Source organism: Sphingomonas sp. FUKUSWIS1, from assembly GCF_000733135.1.
In the GTDB taxonomy this organism is placed as follows: Bacteria; Pseudomonadota; Alphaproteobacteria; order Sphingomonadales; family Sphingomonadaceae; genus Sphingomonas; species Sphingomonas aerolata.
In genome coordinates this window covers 1-23,579 of record NZ_JPJC01000019.1, presented here as the reverse complement: position 1 = coordinate 23,579, position 23,579 = coordinate 1, and the positions used below count along the sequence as shown (strand labels likewise).

General features: G+C 61.5%; 21 protein-coding genes. 14 read left to right on the top strand and 7 right to left on the bottom strand.

What is annotated here, in order from left to right:
- Window positions 1-51: 51 nt before the first annotated feature.
- A complete protein-coding gene (locus tag sphsw_RS02085) occupies window positions 52-372 on the bottom strand; it encodes a TrbC/VirB2 family protein (RefSeq protein WP_031439147.1) in 321 nt (106 codons plus the stop codon).
- Window positions 373-735: 363 nt separating this feature from the next.
- Between sphsw_RS02085 and sphsw_RS02080 the strand changes: the two genes are divergently transcribed.
- The 4 genes from sphsw_RS02080 to sphsw_RS02070 all read left to right on the top strand — a co-directional run bounded on the left by sphsw_RS02080 (window position 736) and on the right by sphsw_RS02070 (window position 4,736).
- The gene (locus tag sphsw_RS02080) at window positions 736-1,206 is read left to right on the top strand and encodes a hypothetical protein (protein WP_152555348.1); all 471 of its coding nucleotides are present in this window, start codon (window positions 736-738) and stop codon (window positions 1,204-1,206) included.
- 80 nt (window positions 1,207-1,286) lie between these two features.
- Window positions 1,287-1,805: a hypothetical protein gene (locus sphsw_RS02075; RefSeq protein ID WP_152555347.1), complete on the top strand. Its 519-nt coding sequence runs from the start codon at window positions 1,287-1,289 to the stop codon at window positions 1,803-1,805.
- Between the two features lie 524 nt (window positions 1,806-2,329).
- Window positions 2,330-3,679, top strand: a complete 1,350-nt coding sequence (gene repC / locus sphsw_RS18530) for a plasmid replication protein RepC (RefSeq protein WP_081874061.1) — start codon at window positions 2,330-2,332, stop codon at window positions 3,677-3,679.
- Between the two features lie 181 nt (window positions 3,680-3,860).
- Window positions 3,861-4,736, top strand: a complete 876-nt coding sequence (locus tag sphsw_RS02070; protein ID WP_031439144.1) for a replication initiator protein A — start codon at window positions 3,861-3,863, stop codon at window positions 4,734-4,736.
- On the opposite strand, the gene sphsw_RS20790 is transcribed toward sphsw_RS02070, so the two are convergent.
- Window positions 4,733-5,635 (bottom strand): lytic transglycosylase domain-containing protein, encoded by a 903-nt coding sequence (locus sphsw_RS20790; protein ID WP_042466320.1) that lies wholly within the window; start codon window positions 5,633-5,635, stop codon window positions 4,733-4,735. The two genes, sphsw_RS02070 and sphsw_RS20790, sit on opposite strands and share 4 nt — an antisense overlap.
- Window positions 5,636-5,749: 114 nt before the next feature.
- On the opposite strand from sphsw_RS20790, the gene sphsw_RS02060 reads away from it, so the two are divergent.
- A complete protein-coding gene (locus sphsw_RS02060) occupies window positions 5,750-7,042 on the top strand; it encodes a hypothetical protein (protein WP_042466319.1) in 1,293 nt (430 codons plus the stop codon).
- Window positions 7,043-7,046: 4 nt separating this feature from the next.
- Here sphsw_RS02060 and sphsw_RS18525 read toward each other — a convergent pair whose 3' ends face one another.
- Complete coding sequence (locus sphsw_RS18525; protein ID WP_081874060.1) at window positions 7,047-7,316, bottom strand: hypothetical protein; 270 nt, start codon at window positions 7,314-7,316, stop codon at window positions 7,047-7,049.
- Window positions 7,317-7,474: 158 nt separating this feature from the next.
- Here sphsw_RS18525 and sphsw_RS02055 point away from each other — a divergent pair, with 158 nt between their 5' ends.
- The 3 genes from sphsw_RS02055 to sphsw_RS02045 are packed head-to-tail and all read left to right on the top strand — an operon-like array spanning window position 7,475 to window position 12,890.
- Window positions 7,475-7,768: a hypothetical protein gene (locus sphsw_RS02055; protein WP_152555346.1), complete on the top strand. Its 294-nt coding sequence runs from the start codon at window positions 7,475-7,477 to the stop codon at window positions 7,766-7,768.
- A 12-nt stretch (window positions 7,769-7,780) separates the two neighbouring features.
- Window positions 7,781-8,635: a DUF7146 domain-containing protein gene (locus tag sphsw_RS02050; RefSeq protein ID WP_031439140.1), complete on the top strand. Its 855-nt coding sequence runs from the start codon at window positions 7,781-7,783 to the stop codon at window positions 8,633-8,635.
- 37 nt (window positions 8,636-8,672) lie between these two features.
- A complete protein-coding gene (locus sphsw_RS02045; protein ID WP_031439139.1) occupies window positions 8,673-12,890 on the top strand; it encodes a strawberry notch-like NTP hydrolase domain-containing protein in 4,218 nt (1,405 codons plus the stop codon).
- 336 nt (window positions 12,891-13,226) lie between these two features.
- On the opposite strand, the gene sphsw_RS02040 is transcribed toward sphsw_RS02045, so the two are convergent.
- From sphsw_RS02040 to sphsw_RS02025, 4 genes are all read right to left on the bottom strand, one after another.
- On the bottom strand, window positions 13,227-14,663 hold the full coding sequence (locus sphsw_RS02040) for an IS1182 family transposase (protein ID WP_031439138.1): 1,437 nt from the start codon (window positions 14,661-14,663) through the stop codon (window positions 13,227-13,229).
- A 161-nt stretch (window positions 14,664-14,824) separates the two neighbouring features.
- Window positions 14,825-16,243, bottom strand: coding sequence for a YncE family protein (locus sphsw_RS02035; protein WP_042466318.1), 1,419 nt, complete (start codon window positions 16,241-16,243; stop codon window positions 14,825-14,827).
- Window positions 16,240-16,596 carry a CopM family metallochaperone gene (gene copM / locus sphsw_RS02030; protein WP_235188255.1) on the bottom strand — a complete coding sequence of 119 codons (357 nt, stop codon included), beginning with the start codon at window positions 16,594-16,596 and terminating at the stop codon, window positions 16,240-16,242. The genes sphsw_RS02035 and copM overlap by 4 nt, the downstream gene beginning before the upstream one ends.
- 82 nt (window positions 16,597-16,678) lie before the next feature.
- Window positions 16,679-17,122 (bottom strand): hypothetical protein, encoded by a 444-nt coding sequence (locus sphsw_RS02025; RefSeq protein WP_152555345.1) that lies wholly within the window; start codon window positions 17,120-17,122, stop codon window positions 16,679-16,681.
- 244 nt (window positions 17,123-17,366) lie between these two features.
- Here sphsw_RS02025 and sphsw_RS02020 point away from each other — a divergent pair, with 244 nt between their 5' ends.
- The 6 genes from sphsw_RS02020 to sphsw_RS01995 all read left to right on the top strand — a co-directional run bounded on the left by sphsw_RS02020 (window position 17,367) and on the right by sphsw_RS01995 (window position 23,516).
- On the top strand, window positions 17,367-18,536 hold the full coding sequence (locus sphsw_RS02020) for a YncE family protein (RefSeq protein ID WP_052380795.1): 1,170 nt from the start codon (window positions 17,367-17,369) through the stop codon (window positions 18,534-18,536).
- 46 nt (window positions 18,537-18,582) lie between these two features.
- On the top strand, window positions 18,583-19,566 hold the full coding sequence (locus sphsw_RS02015; RefSeq protein ID WP_031439133.1) for a malate dehydrogenase: 984 nt from the start codon (window positions 18,583-18,585) through the stop codon (window positions 19,564-19,566).
- Between the two features lie 88 nt (window positions 19,567-19,654).
- On the top strand, window positions 19,655-20,527 hold the full coding sequence (locus sphsw_RS02010; protein WP_031439132.1) for a LysR substrate-binding domain-containing protein: 873 nt from the start codon (window positions 19,655-19,657) through the stop codon (window positions 20,525-20,527).
- The gene (locus tag sphsw_RS02005; RefSeq protein ID WP_031439131.1) at window positions 20,524-21,675 is read left to right on the top strand and encodes a TDT family transporter; all 1,152 of its coding nucleotides are present in this window, start codon (window positions 20,524-20,526) and stop codon (window positions 21,673-21,675) included. Before sphsw_RS02010 ends, sphsw_RS02005 begins: the two co-directional genes overlap by 4 nt.
- A 106-nt stretch (window positions 21,676-21,781) precedes the next feature.
- Window positions 21,782-23,026 (top strand): molybdopterin-dependent oxidoreductase, encoded by a 1,245-nt coding sequence (locus sphsw_RS02000; protein WP_197983136.1) that lies wholly within the window; start codon window positions 21,782-21,784, stop codon window positions 23,024-23,026.
- 13 nt (window positions 23,027-23,039) lie between these two features.
- Window positions 23,040-23,516, top strand: coding sequence for a hypothetical protein (locus sphsw_RS01995; RefSeq protein ID WP_031439129.1), 477 nt, complete (start codon window positions 23,040-23,042; stop codon window positions 23,514-23,516).
- Window positions 23,517-23,579 lie beyond the last annotated feature (63 nt).

The window sequence follows — 23,579 nt, the reverse complement described above, 5'->3', positions numbered from 1 at the left end:
CTTCAAAGACGGTACCGGCGAAGCTGCTATCAACGCCGGCACCGGGTCGGTTCAGATGGTGGCGGTGACGGTCGAGGTGACGATCGGGATACCGGTGCCGGCACCGACGCCCACACCGACCGGGATCGCGACCTGGCCTAGCGAGAAGCGGCCCGAGGCCAGACCGACGACGCCGCCAGCAAGCGACAGGACGGTGATGATCTTGCCGCCCGAGCCTTCGAGGAAACCCGTAAAGGCGGAAAGCGCGGTGTTGAACGTCTGATCCGCACCGGCGAACGCCGGCGAGGCCAGGACAGCAGCTGCGGCTGCAGCACCGATGACCGCCAGGGCGGTCGTCTCGGCGCCACGGCCGATCTTGAGCATGGTCTTCATGGTAGGGATTCTCCTTCGATCGAGCGCATTTCAGAGCGCCCAAGAGGAGACTGGCCGGCACGAATCTTTAGCCGCAAACGGAAACCGTCGGAACGATGCGAAAGCTTATGCTTTTCTTCTCAATTCAGCGTGATTTTGCCATTTACGAATCACAGTGCCCGACTGAGCCGGGCACCTGCCCGGAAATTCAGGGCACCTGCCCGGAAAGCGCGGGCAGCCTGTTTTGGAATATCCGGTCATCCAGTTTGGCATCCAGATCGTAACTGGTTTAGCCGTTACGCCGCAGGATGCGGCCTATCCGTTTCACGAGTATGCCGGGGGGGGCGAGGTCGGAAGTGGACTCGAAATTGAGGGTTGACCAAAGTGACGGCTGAAAAGGCGTATCATATTTCCGTTTCGGATCACTATTTTCGCCTAACCAGCGAAGGTATCCGACTTCTGTCGAACAAGCATCATTCATACTATTCTTTATCTATGGTCATAAATGAGCGCGTGGAACGGGCTTCCGACCTGGTACATAGTTATGACGCTGACGACATGAGAAACCATCTTCGCATAATATCGAGCGAGGGTGAGATCGAGATCGACTTCACCATTCTAGAGACCAGCTTCAGCTCGATCGAGGCAGCTGCTCTCTCGCTTGGTGAGGCACTCGGGCAGAAGGTTCTCTTACCTGATGCTGTGTCGCTGATACTTTTTGACCTCATTGTTGAGCGGAATGCTACGGAGGTTCTTACGAAGCTTGGGCTTTCCGCCTCTGAGGCCGAAAGTTATCGCGTTTCCTTGAAGAAGAAGAACGCGAACGTCATCCCGTTGCGGCCTAAACGGTCATAACCGCTTGTCTCGAACCGGCTTAGGGTTGCTTTTTACAATTCGGTGAGTTTACCCATGGGCAATCAGCCGGGAGAATGGCGATGGGCGAAGCGACGCGAAGTTGGGCGGAAAACCCACCGGGGGCAATTCCAAGTTTCGAGTTAGAAGATTACATCTTAGCGAGGATGGATCTTGCACGGGTGAGCGTCAGGGAACTGGCGACTCTGACAAAAATTGGTCGGAGCCGTCTCCATGACGGGCTTCACCGTAAGGTCGATAAGCGTATCGCCCTCAAGATGCCAGAAATTGCAGCTATCCTTGAGGCGTTGGGCATCAGCAAAATCGAAGCCATGTATGCTCAGGAGATGCTTAGAAAGAACGCGGCCGGAGTCGAACTAAAGGACCTCCTGAAGGTCATATCGATGGTGTTGGGCGTCGTGACCGGACTCCCTGAGCAAATTATTACCGTTGTAAGGCATGTTGACGGTCTTGGTTTTGACGATGTTCGACCTGAGCACGGCGAAGCTGCCCAAGAGCTGATAGTGCGGGCCATTCAGGTAGAATACCAAAAGATCGGTAAGCGCCGGTCCCAACGACTTGACGAGTTTGGCGAAGAATAACGGTCGCCGCTTGGCGACGCCGGGATGGCACCGTTTTCACCCATCGCGGGCTTAGTGAGATAGGGTAACTGAAAGCACGAGCGATACTCTAAGCTGATACCCTCAGCGAGGGACGGGCGTGTCGCGTTTCGACGTGCCTCTCGTGCTTTCAGTTACTCTATCTAATGAAGCAGCTTTTTGCGCGTCCGACATACGGAAACTGAAAGCACGAGAATTTCCTCGTTAAAGAAACCGAAAGCACGAGCCAACGGGAGCGACTTCCCATGCCGCTGCCGTTTAGGCTGTCGCTATCGCCGGTTCCAGAATCACGGGAGGCGATCTCGAGGTCGCTTGGTCTCGCGAAACCTAATTGAGGGAATGCCGTGCAAAGAAGAAAAGCCCGCCAATAGGTCGGAGCTTTCGAAATTTCGGAAGTGCTGCGTAACAACAGCGGCATAGCCAAATTACGATGATGCAGCGGGAATGCGTGCCTAGCGCGCCACGGACTTCTGCGTCCGCACGGAAATCCAAAGGGGGTTCTCCGAATGAATTCTATTACCTTCGCTCCAGGGGCGGGTCATCGGCGAGTAGACGAACGCACAGCGTCAATTGGACGGATCGCTGATAGCTTTTCCGGGCTTCCCGAACGCGTAAGTCATCGGCATGTTCTAACAGCTTTCAAACGAGCCGCTCCCTACATTGGCGTACCGCCTCGCCTTGTGCATGCGGTTGACACGCTTATGAGTTGGTCTCGGGAGGTAGACTGGAGTGAGGGACAGCGCCCGATTGTCTTTCCCTCTAACGAAACGCTCAGCCAAAAGCTTGGAGTTGGTGTTCGGCAGCTTCAAAAGCTGCTGGACAGTGCAACGCGGTGGGGGCTGGTTGCTCACCGCGACAGCGCTAACGGTAAGCGTATCGGAGCAAGGGGAAAAGACGGCCGGCTGATCTATGCTTACGGGATAGATCTTAGCCCGCTTGGCGTGCGCTACGATGAGTTCGTCCGCATAGCTAACGAGGGGACAGAGGCGGATTTACGCATAAATGTTCTTCGAAAGCGCGTTACCGCAGCCCGCCGCCGCATCAGTAGCCTGGTGCAGTTTATCATCGACGAGGAGATCGGAGGCGTCGATGCAACCGGTATCATCGAAGCCACTCAGTTGGCTACTCACCAGATTCGGAAGGTTCGGGATGAACGTTTGCTCCAGGCTTGCGCTTCAGAGCTGGAAGGCCATGCAGCAGCGCTCGATGAGTGCATTAGGGCGGTTTCCGCCAGGGACAACGAGGAACTGGAACAGGTAAATGATTCACCCTCGGGCGTCTTTAACGACACCCACTATACAACTACAAAACAACCACCCATTGCTAAAGCAAATTACTGTAGAAGCTCGGCGGAAAGCAGTAGTGGGCGAGGCTACGACATCCGTAACAACGAGCCGCAGAGCGAAGTCGAGGCCGACCTAGCCCATCATGGCGTTGATCCGAGCTTTATCGCCGCTGTGGCTCCTGAGTTCATTTCGTGTCCTCCCGAGCAAATGACATGGGGTATTGTCATCAGTGACGCCGAGAAGCTCACTGTCCAGGCTGCAATCCCAGCCGATGTTTGGCGTGAGGCTTGTCGACTAATGGGTCAGAAAGGCGCGGCAGCCTCGGTTATCGCGACGGCCCATAAACACGTTCGAGGCGATGTCGATCGTCCCGGAGCGTATCTTCGCGGCATGAATAAGAACGCCGCCTCGGGAAAACTGAACTTGGGGCGGACTTTTCATGGCCTGAAGGACCACGCCAAAAGGCAACCAGTCCGATCGCTATCGGGCGGCTCAGACCTTCGATCCGTCGGCCAGCTTTTGGCGACGGCACTGAGGTCCGCTGGTCGGGTCGGGCCGGTATTGCTGTGAGAGAGGATAGGGTAACCGAAAGCACGAGGCCTAGCGTCGCCTTTCGTCGTACCCTGACGAGATCCGCCACTCGCCACCGATTGAACCGCAAAAGCTCGTGCTTTCAGTTACCCTATGTTCGACTGGGGGTGATTCGAGAGGATAGAATGGTAAGAAGGGGTGTATTGCAAAGGGATCGGCGATGGCGAAATCACCAGCGATAGCGCGACAGATTTCACTGTTCGACATGGACAGCCCGCTTCACGGAAAAGTCCGCGGCGAGCGGAGCATCATGGACTACCCGTTCTTCGTGCTTTCTAAGAATGCGCACCTTGAGCCTATCGAGTACAAGCATGACCAGGTGACCATTCAGATCCGGCCAAGTGCGACCGGCGTTGCGACGATGTGGGACAAGGAAATCCTTCTGTATGTCGCCTCCCTCGTTGCGCAGGCGATAGCTGATGGCCAGATCTCAGACGAAGACGTAACCTTTTCAGCTCATGACTTTTTCCGCATCACCGGAGTCGAGCGACCATCGGTACGCGATTACCGGCGCTTTGGCGAAGCATTGGAACGCCTTCAGGGCACTCAGATAAAAACTAATATCGAGACCGGATCGAAAATTGACCGTGGCTGGTTCTCATGGCTGTCTGAAGCGCAGGTCGAGTACGAGAAAATGGCGAACGGAGACGAAGTTCTTCGCTACGTGCGCGTCCGCCCATGCAATTGGCTATACCGCGCGATCAAACGTGATCAGCGGATCTACCATTATCACCATGACTATTTTCGTTTGGGTGCAATCGAACGTCGTCTTTACGAAATCGCCCATTGTTACTGCGAAGCCGGTCCAATCGACATTAATCTTGAGGAGCTGCATCATAAGATTGGGTCTATGGGTCCAATGAAACGGCTAAAGCAGCTTCTCAAGAGCATCGAAGCAGAAAACCGGCTGCCAGAGTATGATGTCTGTTTAGTCGAGGTTGTATGCGGCGAACGAACAGACTCGATCGGTCGTCGCCGTAAATCTGTCACCACATCGGTTCGCATGAAGCCTAGGCAGAGGTCAATTTCTGCTTAGAAGCGCTGCATCGTGGCCACCCTTGTATAGCCCGCTTGCCGATTGTAGATCGATAAAGGCAAGTCTGCTGGCGACGTCAACCGCGACCAGTTCGCGATGATGTTTGAGACGTAAGCCTGTGTTTCGGTGATGTGCGGGACCATGCCGCCGCTCACGCGACCTGGACCTGCGTTATAGGCGGCCAGCGCCAAGTGAACTTGCCCAAAACGATCAAGCTGCTGGCGGAGATAACGGGCACCACCACGCATGTTCTGCAGCGGATCATACCGATCGACGCCGAGGCCAACCGCCGTCCCCGGCATTAGCTGCGCGAGGCCGTAGGCGTTCGCCGTCGATGTGGCGATCGGATTGTACCCGCTCTCGCGGATAATCATCGCATCGAACAAACCGGTCGGGATACCCTGCTCGCAGGCCACCGCGCTCATCATCCTATAGTAGGCCGCACGACGCGCCTCCGCACTCCGTGCAAGAAACCCAGACGGACGATAGGACAGCGGAGCGCAACCGGGTTTGAAATAGACGGGCTGGACGGTGATCCCCCCGCGTAGCCAGCCCGGAACCTGGATCGATGAAAACGCCGCAACACCCGCGGGCTCACCACTCATAATAGGAGGACCCACCGGGGTTACCGCAGTTGCAGCGATCTCCTGCTGCATGCGGAACTGAACGTAGCGGCGACTTAGATCATGGACCTGAAAGGCGTCCGGCAGCGGCGACGGCTCGACTATTGCCGCTAATGGAGGGATGCCGAGCAAAGAACTCGTGGCTTCGGTGGGCAGGCTCCCCGTCATTGAGATCAGCTGAACCTTCCGGAACGCTGAGCCCTTTGGAGCGGCACCGGCTTGCGAACCGACGATCAGAGCGGCGCAAAGGCCAGCAGCAGCGAGTGGATAACGCACGGAAAACCCCCAATGGCCTTGATATTCAAGAGTTGAGATCAAGCGGTTTGTGCTTGTCAAGACCGCCAGACCTGCCGAAACTGGTCCAAATCAGCGCCTGAAGGTCACTCGAACATGTGGTTGATCCACCGCGATACTGACGGAAACAGCCGGGATCGGATCCCGCTGCCGGCACCCCTGCACGAGGCGCTGGTGCGCTGGTATGTCGGCGAAGGCTCGTTCCACGACGAACAGGCTGGCGTTACGCTCGTCCAGAACGCCCGGATAGGTCATCGCTGGATCGCCTGCGGATGTCTGGGGCCGGGCAAGGCTCCGCCGATCCTCACGCCGGCATATCTCTCCGAGGCCGAAACCTACTATTTACGCCGGCTGACAAGCACCAAGCGTCCGGAACATCGCGCCGATTGCCCCTTCTTCCGCGACCAAGCCACCAATCGAATCACGGAAGTCAGGTCGCATTACACGCCAACTGATCCTCCGTCAGGCTTTTTCGAGGTCTTGCGACCAGCGCCGGAGAAGCTCGCACAGCGTCCCGAAGACGGCAGCCTCGACGACCGGACCCGCAACGCCTCGACCCCGCGGCTCGCTCGCCTCCTATGGCGTCTGCTCGACAGCGCCGGCTGCAATATGATTGCCCCGTTGGGTATGGGCTACGAATGGTCGATCAGGGAAGAGTTTGCATCGCTCGGCCGTGCGGCCGCCAAGATCGAGATCGCGCCGGGCGTCGAGCTGTCCAGGGCATTCTGGACACACGCGCGTCCTCTCGAGACGAACACGGTCTATGGCACGTTACGCGCACTGGCGCCGAAGTGGCCCAAGACCCATGCTCCGCAAGGCTTCGTGGCGCTCTATGCAAAGGCGATCAAAGGCAATGAAATCCATGTGCCTGACGGTGAACCGGTCAACATCGCGACGCGCGTCCAATCGCCCTCGATCCGGGGTAACCACATCAGCGGACCGTACATCGTCCTTGTCGTAGCTGGCGAATATCCCGAGGCGCGCGGTTATGCGCCCCTGCGCGCCTATGCGCAGCCGATCTACAACGGACGTATGTTCGTGCCTGTAGAGTCCGACTTCGAGCGAAAGGCGCTACGCGCGATCCTTGATACCCAGCGCGTGTTGCATGCCCGGGGTGTAGACATGGCCATCAGCAAGCCGCTCTTCGATTCAATGACACCAAACGGCCCCTGCCGGCCGGACTTCGTCCTGGAGGCGAGGTCGCGAATGACGGGGGAATTGCGGACGGTGGTGGTGGAGGCGGTGGGATTTGACAGCGACGAGTACGAAGCTGCCAAGGCGGTGACGCACCCTCGCATGGCGGTCCTGGGTGATCTCGTGACGCTCGATAGGTCCGAAATGCGTCAGGATTTTGCGTCGACCAAACTGCTTCGGGTTCTGGATATTTGAGCGATCAGCTCCAAGTCATCGTCGCAGCGAAATAACTAACGATTCCAAGCGTTACCGGTGTCGACAGTAGATACAGCTTTTGCCAGCGCCACCATGCCTTTGGCAGGAAAAGTACGGCTCCACGAACACTACGAACATCTTCCCATGCCCTGTCCCGGTACAAACCGTGGGCCGTCACGGAGACTGACATAGCCATGGCGATTGAGCAGCACATAGCCGCTGCCAGATAAATGGCGATCCAGTTGGCAATCTCGACCTGCGAAAACTGGTTCATCGACACCTCGAATGAAAAAGAGCGCGGTCACAAACCTGCGCAGAATGATTCTAGTTCCAAGAGCAGCTTAGCGGCGAGATTTTAGCAGCTGGTAAATGGGACGGAGCGCCACTTGGTCCGTCGAAAATGGAGTGGAGAGGGAGGGTAAGAGAAGGGTCGTGCTGAGCGGCCTCAACCCTTCAATTTCAGGGACGATCAACGATGGTCTCCCGAACAAAGAGGCCCTCACCATGGAACGCATTCTCCTCTTCATCCGGGAGGCCGGACAACAGGATGTTGTCGATTTTCACCCCGATGAAGCCTCTGCAAGGCGGGCGCTTGCGACCTATGTCAGGAAGCGGACAAAAGCGGCGTTACCGCATTCAGATAACGACGACGACGCCATCGCCGCCTATTTCGCGTCACCAACCGCAGTCTACACCATCGCCGGCGTCGCCGGCGGTGCCCGCTGAGGGGTACCGGACGTGGCCATCATCGCCAACCGACCCTCCCAACAAATGGTCGACCTGGTCGGCACGCTCGGCGGCACCTGGCGCGGCAACACTGCAATGTGCCGATGCCCGGCCCATGCCGACGGCACACCAAGCCTCTCGATCAGGCAAGGGGACCGTGGTCTGCTGGTAACCTGCTTTGCGGGCTGCGACGCCAGCGACATCCTGCGTGAGCTGGACCGGATACCGACCGGGCGGCGGTATGAACCGCCCGTTCCGGCCCAGGCAAAGGGTACGGCCAACATCGACCGGCTGTGGAACGAGGCGGTCAGTGTCTCCGGTAACCTGGCCGAGCGCTACCTCGCCTCGCGGCGACTGTTGCCGGCGCCGACCGACGTACGCTTCCACCCGCACTGCCCGCTGGGTCCCAAACCCATGACGGTGTTCAAGCCCGCACTGCTGGTCGGGGTCCGTGAGGCGCAACGCCTGGTCGCCTTTCAACGGATATTCCTGAAGGCCGACGGAGGCTATTCCGAGAAGGCGACGCTCGGCACGCTTGGCACAGGGGCGTGGCGTGGTGGCGGACTGGGTGCGACCATTGGCCTAGCCGAAGGATTTGAGACAGCACGCGCCTGGTCCCGGATCCGCGGGCTGCCTTGCTGGGCAACGCTCGGCTCGCGCCGCCTCGATCTCGTGACGATCCCCGACAGCGTCGCCAAGCTGATCCTCGCAGGCGATAATGATCTCGCCGGACGCCGTGCGGTGGCGCGAAGCATTGCCCGCTTCGCATCCGACAGTCGTGTTATCCAGGTCGATTACCCGGTGGGCTACAACGATTGGGCCGAGGCGCTCGAAGCGGCAGAGAGAGGAGAGGGAGGGAGGCGGTGAGCTGTCGGATTGGCAGCGCGCACCAAGGGAACCTGCCATGTTCGACCTGCTCGACCTTCCGCCCGTCACTGATCAAAGCGCAGCGGTACGCATTGCCGCCTTACTGGCATCAAGCACGCCAGTCGCCCGCCGCGATCTCAATCAGGCGATGACTGCGACGTTCGGCGGATCGGATGTCGACGGCCATTGGACGCAGCGCGACAGCTTCGAGATGCTCGAACATGGCATTGCGCTCCATCTCGCGTCGCGGCCGTACCAGCTCAACGGCATGGCTGACGTGGCACAGGCGTCTGCGGTCATGGCAATGCTGCCGACCCAGACGGTGCGCAGCGAGGAACAGATCGACCTCCAGCAATTCTCGACGCCGGTCGATATCGCGGCGATCGCCGTGCTGATGGCCGCGATCGGTCCGCACGACATCGTCCTCGAACCCAGCGCCGGCAACGGCTTGCTGATCGTCCAGGCACCGGCGTGCGCCAGCCTGCAGCTGAACGAAATCGACACGAAACGCCGCGAACGCCTCGCCGGCATTTTCCCGGACGCGATCGTCACCGGTCACGACGGCGCGGCGCTGGTCAGTCTGCACGCGCGACTGCCGAAGCCGACCGTAGTGGTGATGAATCCGCCCTTCTCGCGCAGCGTCGGTCGCGGCGCCGACGATCTTGCCGCACTTCGCCATCTGCAGGCAGCGATCCGGCGGGTCGCAAAGGGCGGCCGGGTGGTAGCGATCATGCCCGACTGGTTCGCGCCAAGCGCACGGCTGAAAGCGGCCTATGAGGCTGTACTGACCGGCTGCACGGTTCGCACCTCGCTGCGGCTTGAGCATTGCTACCGCAAGCACGGCACCGATATCGCGGTGCGACTTTACGTCATCGACAAGGTGGCAGGCGGAACCTCGCACACTGTCATCCAGCGCAGTTCGGTCGCGGGTTTCCTTGACGCCGTGACCGTCCCGCCGCGGGCCTCGCTGGTGGCTGATACCCCGATAGCGGCACTACCGGTGCCCAAACCCAGCCTGTTCGGTGCGGCGCGGCAAGCCAAGGCTACGGTTGCTCGCACCTATCATGCACCGGTGCGCAACAACGTACTGCCAGTCAGCTACAGAACGCTAGCTACGGCCGCACCTCTAGCCGACCAGGTTGGTTGCTATCTGCCCTACCGGCCAAGCCGGATCGTATTCGACGTCGCCGGTGACCACCCGACCGCGCTGGTGGAATCCGTGGCCATGGGCTCGATACCCGCACCCATTCCGACGCACATTGCCCACCTTCCGGAGCGCACGGTGACGGAGCGGATGCTGTCCTCATCGCAGCTCGAGACCGTGGTCTATGCGGGCCATGCCTGGGGTCAGCTGCTCCCCGGGTCATTCAAGCCTGCCAAGGAGGGCGTCGGGCTCACCATCGATCCCGAGGGCAGCCGTTACCGGAAGGGCTTCTTTCTGGGCGACGGTACTGGGGCGGGCAAGGGCCGACAGGTCGCAGCGTGCATCCTCGATAATTGGCTACAGGGTCGTCGCCGGCATATATGGGTGTCAAAGAACGAACCGCTGCTCGAAGATGCGCGGCGCGACTGGACAGCGCTCAATGGCATGTCTGGCGACGTACAGCCTGTCTCCAACTGGAGGATCGACCAGCCGATCAAACTGGACGAGGGCGTGCTCTTCGTCACCTACCCGACGCTGCGCTCGATGCGTTCCGACCATAGCCGCCTGCAGCAGATCCTCGATTGGGCAGGCTCCGACTTCGACGGGGTGATCGCATTCGACGAGGCGCACGAGATGGGCGGCGTCGCCGGTGGCGAGGGTGCCATGGGCAAAAAAGAAGGATCCCAGCAGGGCATCTGCGGCGTGCTGCTGCAGAACAACTTGCCCGGCGCCCGGGTCCTCTACGCCTCGGCAACCGGCGCATCCGATGTGAACAACCTCGCCTACGCAGTGCGGCTTGGCCTGTGGGGACCCGACACCGCGTTCCCAGACCGCGAGGCGTTCATTGCCGAAATTCGCAAGGGCGGGATCGCAGCGATGGAACTGGTGGCGCGCGACCTGAAGGCGCTCGGTCTCTATACCTCGCGCGCGCTGAGCTTCGCCGGCGTCGAGTACGACGTGCTGCGCCACGCACTTACGCCGGCGCAGATCGAGATCTACGACACCTATGCCAACGCCTGGAGCGTCATTCACCAGAACATGGAAGAGGCGCTGGAACTGACCGGCGTCGTCGACGGGTTCGAAAAGACGACGCTCAACAGCGGTGCCAAAGCCTCGGCACGCTCACGGCTGGAATCGACCAAGCAGCGCTTCTTCGGACAGGTCCTGCTCTCGATGAAGCTGCCGACGGTCATCGCCGCGGTCGAACAGCATCTGAAGGCTGACCAGTCGGTGGTGCTGCAGCTGGTCACGACCGCCGAGGCGATCCTCGATCGACGCCTGGCCCAGATGTCGGCCGACGAGCGTGCGGATCCTACGATAGATTTGTCACCGACCGAGTATGTTGCCGACTATCTGATGCGGGCGTTCCCGACGCGGCAGATGCAGACCTATACCGACGACACCGGTACCGCGCGCTCGGCGCCGATGAGCGATGAGTTCGGCAACCCGGTCCATAACCCCGACGCGCTCGCTGCCCGCGACCAGATGCTCGAACACATCTGTGCACTGCCTCCGATTAAATCCGCACTCGACGCGCTGATCGAGCATTTCGGCACCGACATGGTGGCCGAAGTGACGGGGCGCTCGCGGCGTCTCGTACCGACGTCGGACGGTCGCCAGAAGATCGAGACCCGCTCGGGGAGGTCCTCGCAGGTTGAGGCCGCGGCGTTCATGGCCGGCACGAAGCGGGTGCTGGTGTTCTCTGACGCTGGCGGCACTGGGCGCTCGTACCATGCCAGCCTCGATGCCAAGAACCAGCAGCAGCGCGCCCACTTCCTGCTCGAACCCGGCTGGCGTGCCGATCGCGCGATCCAGGGGCTTGGTCGCACGCACCGTACCCATCAGGCGACGACACCTCTGTTCCGGCCGGTGACCACCGACTGCAAGGGCGAGCTGCGCTTCACTTCGACGATAGCGCGGCGCCTCGACAGCCTTGGCGCCCTCACGCGCGGCCAGCGGCAGACCGGCGGGCAAAACCTGTTCGATCCAGCCGACAATCTCGAAAGCGAGTATGCCAAGGATGCACTCCTGACATGGTTCGCCCTCCTCGATGGCGGCAAGCTGACCAGCACGACGATGGACGACTTCTGCTCGCGCACCGGCCTCGAGCTGCACGACAACGACGGCGTCCTGAAGGAAGAGCTGCCGCCCATCCAGCGCTGGCTGAACCGTCTGCTTGCGCTCCCGATCAGGCTCCAGAACCTGATCTTCGACGAATTCCTAGCACTCGTCGAAACCCGCGTCGCCGCAGCCCGCGAAGCCGGCACGCTCGATGTCGGCGTCGAGACGATCACGGCGGATACCGCGACGGTCCTCGACGACACGCTGCTGCGCACCGATCCCCTGTCAGGCGCGACCTCGCACCTTCTCACGATCGAGATCGCCCGCCGCAAGAATCCCATCTCGCTCGAACGTATCCTAGACCTCGCCAAATGGCAGGACGAGGTCGCGTTCGTGGTCAACGCCCGGTCGGGGCGCGTCGCGCTCCGGACCCGAGCACGGTCGTGGATGGACGACGATGGCCTGCCGATCGCGCGCATCGAACTGCAGCGTCCCTGTCGACGTGAGTATCTGCGCGAGGCCGATCTGCTGGAAACGGCGTGGGACGTTGTCGACCAGGAGACCTTCGAGGCCAAATGGAGCGCGGAGGTCACCGAGGCGGCGGGTCAGGTCGATACCGAGACGATCCGACTGGCGACCGGCCTGCTGCTACCAATCTGGTCGGCGCTGCCGTCGGACCATCTCGCGGTGAACCGGATTGCGGACGCTCATGGCAATTCGTGGCTAGGCCGTCTCGTGTTCGACCAGCACGTCGTCCAGCTTTACACCAAGCTCGGGATCGCCAACACCGACGATCTGCCGGTCGACGCGATCACACTATCGGTCCTTTCAGGCCGCAGTGTCGACGTCGTGCGACCGTTCCCGATGACGCTCCGGCGCTCGATCGTGAACGGCAACCCGAGGGTGGAGATCGTGGACGCACCCGCCTCGCAGCTGCCCTGGCTGAAATCGCTCGGTTGCTTCACCGAAATCATCGCTTACCGGACCCGCGTCTTCGTGCCGGCAACCGACGCAGAGGCTGTGTTAAGCCGAATCTTGAAAGCCTCCTGATGGGGGCCAGTACATAGAACGGACCCACCTGAATGCTAACGATCGGCTGTGACGGAAAACCTCCAAAACCGGGTTTCCGCCCACTCGGGCAAAGCGACAGGGTTTGTCGAACAGGCTGAGCCTCAATTAGTAGTCGCGTCAATGGCTTCGGGGGTGTCATCGGAAATCATGTCAGACCGTCCGAAAACTCCGGGATGGCTATGCCATTAGGCGCGCGCTGCCCTGGAGGGCGCGTGAGGCAGGATTTCTGGATTGGATCGCTCGTCGGCGGGCCAAATCCCTCACATTGGGCATCGTCAGCGCGATATTCCCTTGAGAAGAAGATGTCCGGCCTTTTCAGGCCTGCACGGCGCGTAGCAGGGCGGGAATGCCGAGGATGTTGATGGCTCGTCGCAGGTTGTAGGCGAGCGCTGTCAGGCTGAACTCGGCGTTGACGTTGGCGAGCCCGCGCATGAGGAACGCACCCTGGTTCATCCACTGTTTGATTGATCCAAACGGGTGCTCGACCGTCTCGCGTCGCTTGTCGAGAATATCGGGCCGCGCGACAAGTCGTTCGGCCATGCGTTCAAGCACAGCCTCGTTTTCCCAGCGATCAATAGTTCGACGGGAGCCTGAAGTGCATTGCGGCTTTAGGGAGCAGGTTTGGCAGGCCCGCATATTGGTATAGCGGATGGAAATATGCTCGTCCTTGCGGGTGCGGGTATAAGGATCAAGGCGATCACCACTCGGGCAGACGTAACAGTCGGCCTCCGGGTCGTAGAGAAACTCGGTCCTGTTGAAATAGCCGCTTGCAACCGCCGAGCCGCGCTGCGGCCGCGCGACATAGGGCACGACGCCGATATCCTCGCAGGCAGCAATGTCCTCGCCCTTGTAGTAGCCCTTGTCAGCGACTGCATCGATACGTTCGACGCCCAGCACCTCACGCGCGGCACCGGCTGTCTGGGCCAGGAATCCAAGGTCGCTGCCCGAATTGGTGACGTTCTGCTCGACGATCAGTTTGTATCGGGCATCGACCGCGACCTGTGCGTTGTAGCCCACCCCGACCTTAGGGTGCATCGCCATCCCCCGGGCATCAGGGTCGGTAAGTGACAGCTGGCTCTCACCGCTGGCGACCAGTTCGGTGAGCATCGCCTGGTGCAGCTCACGCCGTGTTCGCACCCGCGCCAGCTTCGCCTCGAGCGTGGCCGTACGGCGCGCCGCGCCTTGCGCTTCGATTTCCGCGCGGTCGGCCCGATCAAGCCGTCCCAAATACTCTTCGATCCGCTCGTCGGCGAGCTTGATCCATCCGGCCAGCTTTTGCTGCGTGAAGTTGCGCTTGCGGCTGTTCACCGCCTTGAGGCGCGTGCCGTCCACGGCAACCAGTTCCCGCCCGAACAGATCGAGCTTGCGGCACAGCAGCACGAAGGCGCGAAACAGCGGCTTGAATGCTGCCTGGTTCACGCGCCGAAAATCCGCGATCGTGCGAAAGTCGGGACGCAGGCCGCCCAGCAGCCAGATCACTTCGAGATTGCGCCCGGCTTCCGCCGCCAGGCATCGGCTTGAGCGGACCCTATTGAGATAGCCATAGAGATAAAGCTTCAGCAGATCCGCGGGATCGTAGCCGGGTCGGCCCGTCGCCTTTGGCCGAAAGCGGTCAAAGCCCAGTTCCCCCAGATCCAGATCGTCGACAAAGGCCGCGATGAAACGCACCGCGTTGTCTGCCGCCACATAGTCATCGACCGAGGCTGGCAGCAGCAGCATTTGATCGCGCGATTGACGTTCGATGTAGCCCATGCCCGATCATACCGGATACGAAACCTGACGGGAATCCATCAGGCAGTTTTCGGACGGTCTGATGTGTTTTCCGACAGTCTCAAGACGCTGCGGCAACCTATACCGGCGTCATGACCAAGATACTGGATACGGACAGGAGATCGCAGGGTTCACCTGAACCCTCATTTCTGCACCTGAACGACAGCGCTCGGCATCATCGGGTCGCCTGACGCAATGACGAGGTACCGGCGCATGTCGCCCTTCGCGTCGCTGACGATCTGGCGGAGCGGTCCGAGCGTGTTGACGATCGCGCCGCCCGCGGGATTGGTCATGAACTTTGCCAGAGGCTGGATCACGCCGCCACCATCAGCGCGGGAGGATAGCCCAAGGACATAGGGCATCTTTGGGCTGAGGCCCGCAACCGCCGCCTGCAGGATCTGGACTTGGCCTTGATCGAACAGCGTGACCTGGCTGCGGCCAGTCCCGGCGAGGGTCAGCTGGATCTTCATGCCGGCCTGTGCGAGCGGTATCAGGTTTGCACGGCCTTCGCCTACCGGCACCGCGCCGGGAACATAGGCCACGCCTTGCGGCCCCTGACCGATCGGAATCGTCGCGATGACGGTGTTGCTGGCGGTGTCGATCGCCGCAACAGCGTCGGCGTTCTCCAGCCCGACATAGATCCGCGAGCCGTCGCCCGACGGCCACAGACCGTGCGGCAGCGCGCCGACCGGGATGCTCGCGACCTGCACGAAGTCGGTGGTGCGGAACACCTTCACGACATTCTCGGTGCCGACCGTCACATAGGCGAACTGGCCGGCCTTGGTGCGGGCGATGTTGACGTGGTTGGTGATCGCGCCGGTGTCGAACGTCTTCAGCACTGCGAAGGGTGGCTTGGCGTCGAACACCATGACCTTGCCGACGTCCTTCAGCGTCAGCCAGACCTGCTTGCCGTCGGGCGTCGCGGCGATGTCGGGGCAGAACGGGCTTGCCTGCTTGACGCGACCGACGATCTTCTTCGAGGCGGTGTCGATCACCACGGTCTCGGGTGAGAAGCTCGAACAGACATAGCCGTATTTCCCGTTCGGCGAGAAGATCGTCATGCCGGGGCCGTTAGGTACGGGAATGCGCGTCGTTGGCGCGAACGTCTTGCCGTCGAGTACCTGAATGTAATCCTCGCCGCGCACCGCGACCCACACTTCGCGACCATCGGGACGGAAGAACGCCTCGTGCGGCGAGCGCCCGACATAGGTCGTGTGCTTCACGGCGTTGGTCGCGGTGTCGATGAACGTCACCGAGTTCGACCCGATGGAGATCACCGCCAGCGTCTTACGGTCGGGCGAGAAGCCCATGCCGTGGACGAGCAGCTGCCCCTTGTAGAGTGGGCTGAGATTGGCGGGGGTCTGGTCACCGAGCTTGATGACGCCGAGCAGCGTGTTGGTCGACGGATCGATCACCGACACGGTGTTGGAGAACTGGTCCGACGTGTAGAACCGGTCCTGCGCGCTGACAGGGATGTCGGGGGTCGCATTGGGCACTTGCTGGGCAAACGCAGGGCCTGAAAAGCACAAGGCGGCGCAGGCGGTTAGGGTGAAACGCTTCATGGACGGTCTCCGTGATGGGGGTGACCGGTCGCGGTCGGTTCGGTGTGACGTGGCAACGCGCCGCCTTCGGATAGGATGCCCTGCATCACCGCGATTTCCTGACGCTGTTCGACGATGATTCCCTGCGCAAGCCGGCGCAGGCGTTCGTCTTTGCCATAGCGCAGTTCGATTTCGGCCATGTCGATCGCGCCTTGATGATGCGGGATCATCATCCTTGCGAAGTCGCGATCGGGATCGTTTGAATAGCCGGTCATCATCGCGCCGTGCATCCGCGTCATCGCCGCATCCATCGCGGACGCGAAGCCGTCCGTTTGCGCGATAGCAGCGGTCGATACGGACAAGCCTATCGCCATCAGCAAGGTCATGCGTGATCTCATCGTCCTGTCCCTAGTTTTACTGTTTACGACACGCGAGCGATGATGCCGATGATCGTTGCTAGCACGGCCATGCAGGCCGGGAGAAGAGCATCTGTACAGCCGCTTCGCGCCCTGTGATCGTGCCCGTCAAAATATCGACCGGGCCCTTGATGAACTCCGGGAACGAGCGGAGATGTTCGCCGGGGGCGGGAGTATCGCTGAGTACGATGCCGCCAGCAATCAGACCGAAATACAGGATCATGAAGACCGACACGACCGTCAGGACGAGCGCCGTAGCTGCATCACGTGCGAAGAAGGTCCAGAAAGTCAGCAACATTACTGCATACACGCCGACGAGCAAGCCCAACGTGGCAGGATGGACGCCGCGCGATGCGATGCCTGGAGCGGTTCTTTCCAGGTCGTCATAATTGCCTGCATCCGGCACGATTGTGAGATGTCGGCGCACAGGCGTAGGAGCAACGAGTGTCTCGATAGCGAGATCGTAGATCGGCTGTGTTGCCATGAGGAAGTCTCCGCGCGTCTCGATGAATGCCGAGCGTGACAGGATAGATGATTGCGGCGGGGCGGTCGGTCCAACGCATAACCACAGTCGTTCCGATCATCTAACAAGAACGGTAGACAATCTATGATCGCGTTTTCGTATTGAAACCATCGCGACCATGCGTTGGACGCAGGGGACATATCGGTCGATCTAGCGGCATCGGACTGGCACGATCACCCGCCGGATCCGCGATAAGGATCGAACGATGAAAGCTGCGATCGTTTTGGTTGCCGCGATGTTGGCCTCCGTAGCGCCAGTCCCGGCGATCGCTCAGGCCTATTGGGCTGCACCTGCGGCGGACGACTTTCCCTGCGATATCAAGGCGGTTCAGGCACCGTGGTCGAAGGCTGATATCGACCTTAGTCATCATGACCGGATCTATGTGTCTGACCCGACATCGACGAAGATCGTTGTCATCGATCCTGCAGCGGGCAACGAACTGGGACGCATCGACCTCGCCAAAAGCGCGATAGCTGAGCCCAGCTTTTCCAGCCCCAAAGTCCAGCACCTGGCTGCAACGCGTGACGGGCGGACCCTGGCGGTATCGGCATTAGCGCAGCACAGTGTGACGCTCGTAGATCTGGCCACGAACACGGAACGAGGCCGGACCGTGTTCCAGACGTCGCCTACCGCCGTCGCGTTTACGCCCAATGGGCACGAACTCTGGGTTTCGCTCGGCGATGAACATGCCATCGCGGTCGTGGATCCTAAGACCGCGCGGGAGATCACCCGCGTACCAGCAAGTGGCGGAGCGGGCGCGACCATCCTGTCGCCAAACGGACGTTATGCCTTTGTATCGCTTACTGAAAGGCCGTCCATCCTGGTTGTCGACGTCGAGCATCGGCGCGTCGTCGGACACGTTGCCAGCAACGGTGCAGGTGCGGGAGCAATCGCGGTCTCGCCAGATGGCAAACAAATCTGGGCAACACGCCGCGAGAGCGGCACGACCACGGTCTTTGCTGCCAAACCGCCGTTTGCGGTACGCGAAGTGATAAACACTGGTCCAGCAACGGGCGCGGTCAACTTCGCCCAGCGCGCGGACGATTCCTTTGCCTATGTCAGCGTTGGCGGCGATCAACCTGCAATCAAGGTCTATAGAACCGACAGCCTGGAGGCTGTGACAACCATCCCGCTACAAGCGGCTCCGAGTGCGGTTTGGCCGTCGGGCGATGGTACGAGGATCTATGCCAGCCTGGCCGGAACCAACAAGGTCGCTGGGATCGACACGCTGACGTACACCACCGCGTCGACGATCCCGATCAGTACGGATGCGCAAAGCCTGATCTACGTTCCTGGTGCCGTGCGATCAGGAAAAGGTCTCGCCAATCTGGTGCCATCCGGGCGCGATGCGGCGCTTGCCCTGGCGGCGCGTTGATCGGTCTTACACCGTCTGTAATCTTCCAACGAAAGCCCTTTCCAAAATGACCAAGCCCCCCGTCAGGATCGCGATCAGCGGTGCCGCAGGACAAATTTGCTATTCGCTGCTCTTCCGGGTCGCGCAGGGTGACGTGTTCGGACCGGACCAGCCCGTTATCCTTCAACTGCTCGACGTGCCGCAGGCGATGGACGCAGTACGCGGCGTGGTCATGGAACTGGAGGATTGCGCGTTCCCGCTGCTGGCAGATGTGATCATTACTGATGATCCGATGGTGGCTTTCAAGGACATCGATGCGGCCATGCTGGTCGGGTCTCGTCCCCGCTCGAAGGGCATGGAGCGCCGTGATTTGCTCGCTGCCAACGCAGCGATCTTCAAGACGCAGGGCGCAGCGCTGGACGCAGTGGCCAAACGCGACGCCAAGATCCTGGTCGTCGGCAATCCCGCCAACACAAATGCCTGGATCCTTGCGCAAAGCGCGCCGGGTTTCCCTGCCGAAAACATCACGTCGATGATCCGCCTCGATCACAATCGCGCGCAGGGACAGCTTGCGGCCAAAGCGGGTGTCGGTGTCGATGCGATTACAAAGCTCGTCGTCTGGGGAAACCATTCGCCGACGATGTTTGCCGACTGGGGGAATGCCGAACTCGATGGCCAAAAGCTTGCCGACCGTATCGGAAACGAGGCCTGGTACCGCGAGACCCTGATCCCCACCGTTGCGCAGCGCGGCACCGCGATCATCGAAGCACGGGGTGCGTCCTCGGCCGCATCGGCCGCAAATGCGGCGATCGACCATCTGCGCGATTGGGTGCACGGCGCAGGCGACAATTGGGTGTCGATGGGCGTGGTGTCAGACGGCTCCTACGGTATCCCGCAAGGGCTGGTGTGCGGCGTGCCGGTGCTCTGCAAAAGCGGTGGCTATGTGCGTATCGAAGGACTGATCCTCGATCCATTCCAGCGAACGATGCTCGATCGCACGATTGCCGAACTGGTCGATGAACGTGAGGCGGTTATCGACATTCTGAAATGACCAATCTGTAATTATGATTGAAACGACCATAATATTTGGTTGGTGCGATTGATCTCCTTTCCCTATCATTGGGGCAAGGAGATCGGGCATGACCCTGGAACAACTCAGGATTTTCGTCGGTGTCGCAGAGCGCGAGCACATGACGCGCGCTGCCGAAGCGCTCAATGTGACGCAGTCGGCCGCAAGCGCTGCCATCGCCGCGCTAGAAGCGCGGCACGGCGTGCCGCTGTTCCACCGGGTCGGCCGTGGGATCGAACTGTCCGAAGCGGGCCGTATGTTTCTGGTCGACGCACGCGCAGTGCTTGGCCGTGCTGCCAGTGCAGAACTTGCATTGGCCGAATATGCCGGACTGGAGCGCGGCACACTGCGGCTGGTCGCGAGCCAGACGATCGCGGGCTATTGGCTACCCCGCCAGCTGGCGGCGTTTCATGCGCGCTACCCGTCCATCACGATAGAACTGGCGATCGACAACACGGAAGGGGCCGCGGCGCGCGTGCTCGACGGTGCAGTCGAGCTTGGCTTCGTCGAGGGTGTGATCGACGAGCCCGCGCTCGCGCATTGGACGGTCGCGAACGACCGCATGGTGCTGGTAAGCGACCGCGCAGCCGACACGATCGACGAGGACTGGATCCGCGCCGCACGCTGGATCGTCCGCGAGCAGGGATCGGGCACGCGCTCGTCGTTCGAGGAGGTGCTGCGCCAGCGCGGCGTCGATCCGTCGGACCTCACCGTGGCGCTGATGCTACCATCGAACGAGGCGGTACGTAGCGCGGTCGAGGCCGGGGCGGGCGTCGCGGTGCTGTCGCAGCATGTCGTCGCACCTGCAATCGCGGCCGGCACGTTGCACGATCTGCCGCTCGGTCTGCCGCGGCGTCCGTTCTACGCGCTGCGCCATAAAGAGCGCTATCGAACGCGGGCGGCCGATGCGCTGACCGATCTCATCAAGGAGACTGGCAAGTGACCGCCGATCTGAAACCCGTTCTCGATGGCCTGAAGCCGCTCAGCCGGCTCGACTCCCCGCGCGAGATGATCCGGCAGTTCACCCCCAACTGGTTCGCCGCTACGATGGGCACCGGCATTCTCGCGCTCGCCTTGCCGCAGGTGCCGGGCGTCGGCGCATCGCTGCACCCGGTCGGCGAGGCGCTGTGGTACTTCAACATCGCGCTCTTCACGCTGTTCGCCGGGCTCTACACCGCGCGCTGGACGATGTTCGGACACGAGGCGCGGCGGATCTTCGGGCACAACACCGTGTCGATGTTCATCGGCACGATCCCGATGGGGCTGGCGACGATCATCAACGGGTTCCTGGCGTTCGGCCTGCCGCGGTTCGGCGCTGGCGTGATCCCGATCGCCGAGACATTGTGGTGGATCGACGTCGCGATGTCGCTCGCCTGCGGTGTAGCGATCCCCTACCTCATGTTTACTCGGCACGAACATTCGCTCGACGGCATGACCGCGGTGTGGCTGCTGCCGGTGGTCGCGGCGGAGGTCGCAGGTGCGAGCGGCGGCCTGCTCGCCCCGCATCTGGCGGACGCGCATCACCAGTTCGTCGTGCTCGCAACGTCGTATGTGCTCTGGGCTTATTCAGTGCCGGTCGCGTTCGGCATCCTCGCGATCCTGATCCTGCGGATGGCACTGCACAAGCTGCCGCACGAGAGCATGGCCGCCTCGAGCTGGCTCGCGCTCGGTCCGATTGGCACCGGCGCGCTTGGGATGCTGGTGCTCGGCAGCAACGCGCCCGCGATCCTCGCCGCCAACGGCCTGGGGCAGATCGGCGCGGTAGCGCAGGGGATTGGCACGATTGCCGGGCTGCTGCTCTGGGGTTTCGGTCTGTGGTGGCTGGCGCTCGCGACGCTGATCACGATCCGCTACTGGCGCGCGGGCATTCCGTTCAACCTCGGGTGGTGGGGCTACACCTTCCCGCTCGGCGTCTACACGGTCGCCACCTTCAAGCTCGGCACGACGCTCCAGCTCGGCTTTTTCGGGATCGTCGGCACCGTCCTTACCATCGCGCTCGCAGCGATGTGGCTGCTGGTCGGCGCCAAGACGGTCACAGGCGGCTGGCGCGGAAACCTGTTCGTGTCGCCCTGCATCGCCCAAGCCAATTGATGGGCCGAACTGATCGTCCTGCCGGATCGAACCGGCGCATCCGATCGACCCGTACCGGGCAGACCGTCGGACGGATCGCGCATAAGAGCATGACATCGAAGGGAGAATGCTGGTGGACAGCCTGGATATGAAACTGGCGCAGGCGACGAACCGCCGTCGCTTTCTCGCAGAGGCTGCGATCGGCAGCGGCGCGTTGATCGCCGCACCCGCGCTGGCGCAGAGCATTGTCGATCTGCACCTGCCTGGCGGTCCGTCGGAACGACCGATGACCAGTGCGTTCCCTGGCAAGGGCAACATGATCCTCCAGCGTATCCACCCGCCTTTGCTGGAAACGCCGATGAGCGTGTTCAATGGTGACGTCTTCACGCCAAACGACCAGTTCTTCGTCCGCTGGCACTGGGCTGACATCCCCACCGCGATCGATGTCGAGGCGTTCCGGATCAAGGTGCACGGCGCGGTCACGCGGCCGCTGTCAATCTCGCTCGCGCAACTGCTGAAGTTGCCACGCGTCGAGCTGGCGGCGATCAACCAATGCTCGGGCAATTCGCGTGCGCTGTTCCAGCCGCCCGTTGCCGGTGCGCAGTGGCGTCACGGGGCCATGGGCAACGCCAAATGGCTCGGCGTGCGCCTGCGCGACGTGCTCGACATCGCCGGCGTGAAGCCGGGCGCGGTTGCAGTGCGGTTCGGTGCGCTCGACCAGCCGGTGGTCGCGGGTGGACCGGATTTCGCCAAGTCGCTGTCGATCGACCACGCACGCGACGGCGAAGTGATGCTCGCCTTCGGGATGAACGGCGAACAGATGCCGCTCCTCAACGGCTTCCCGGTCCGGCTGATCGTACCCGGCTGGTATTCGACCTATTGGGTCAAGATGCTGAACGACATCGAGGTGCTCGCCGCGCCCGACGACGGTTACTGGATGGCCAAGGCGTACAAAATCCCTGACACTCCAGGCGCGAACGTGCGGCCGGGCCAGAAGGATTTCCCGGCCGTTCCGATCAACAAGATGATCCCGCGCAGTTGGGTCACGAGCCTCGACGAAGGGCAGGCGATCGCGTTCGACCGGTCGATCCCGCTGGGCGGCATTGCGATGGGGGGCGATTGCGGCGTCGCCAAGGTCGATGTGTCGACCGACAACGGCAAGACCTGGTACAAGACGACGCTCGGCCCCGATCACGGCAAATACAGTTTCCGCCGCTGGGACGCGCAGGTGCCGCTCACGCATGCGGGCCCGACCAGGCTGATGTCGCGCTGCTGGAACACCGCCGGCATCGCGCAGCCGATGACGCCGATCTGGAACCCGGGCGGGTTCATGCGCGGCAACATTGAAACCACCAACATCGTCGTCGGCTGAGGAGCGCTCCCCCATGAAAACGCCTTCCATCGGCACGCTGTCGTTTGGGTTCGTCGGCGCGACCGTCGTTCTGCTACTTGCGATCGGTGCCCCGAACAGCCGCATAGCCCCGCCGCCTGCCGCCCCGGCCGCACCACCGCCGCCAAGCGTTTCGGCGCGCGGCTTCTCGCTGGCGTCCACCTCGGTCGATCTCCCGACCGACGAAGGGCAATATCCGGCTGGTCCGCATGCGGACGTCATCAACGCCAACTGCACCTCGTGTCATTCGGCGAGCATGGCGCTGAACCAGCCGCCACTCTCTTCCGACCAGTGGACCGCGGAGGTCACCAAGATGCGCGAGGTCTACAAGGCTCCCGTTGCACAGGCTGACGTGCCGGCGATCGTCGCTTATCTGACCGCCATGAGCGCAAAGCAGCCGGGTGCCGCGAAGGGCAAGGCGCAAGACCCCGATCCGAAGGCTGCGCCCGACGTATCGGGGGGATCAGGCTAGGTGTTTAGTCCCGGCATCTGGTGGATCGGATCGACAATGAACCTGTCCGGCTCTGACGTCCAG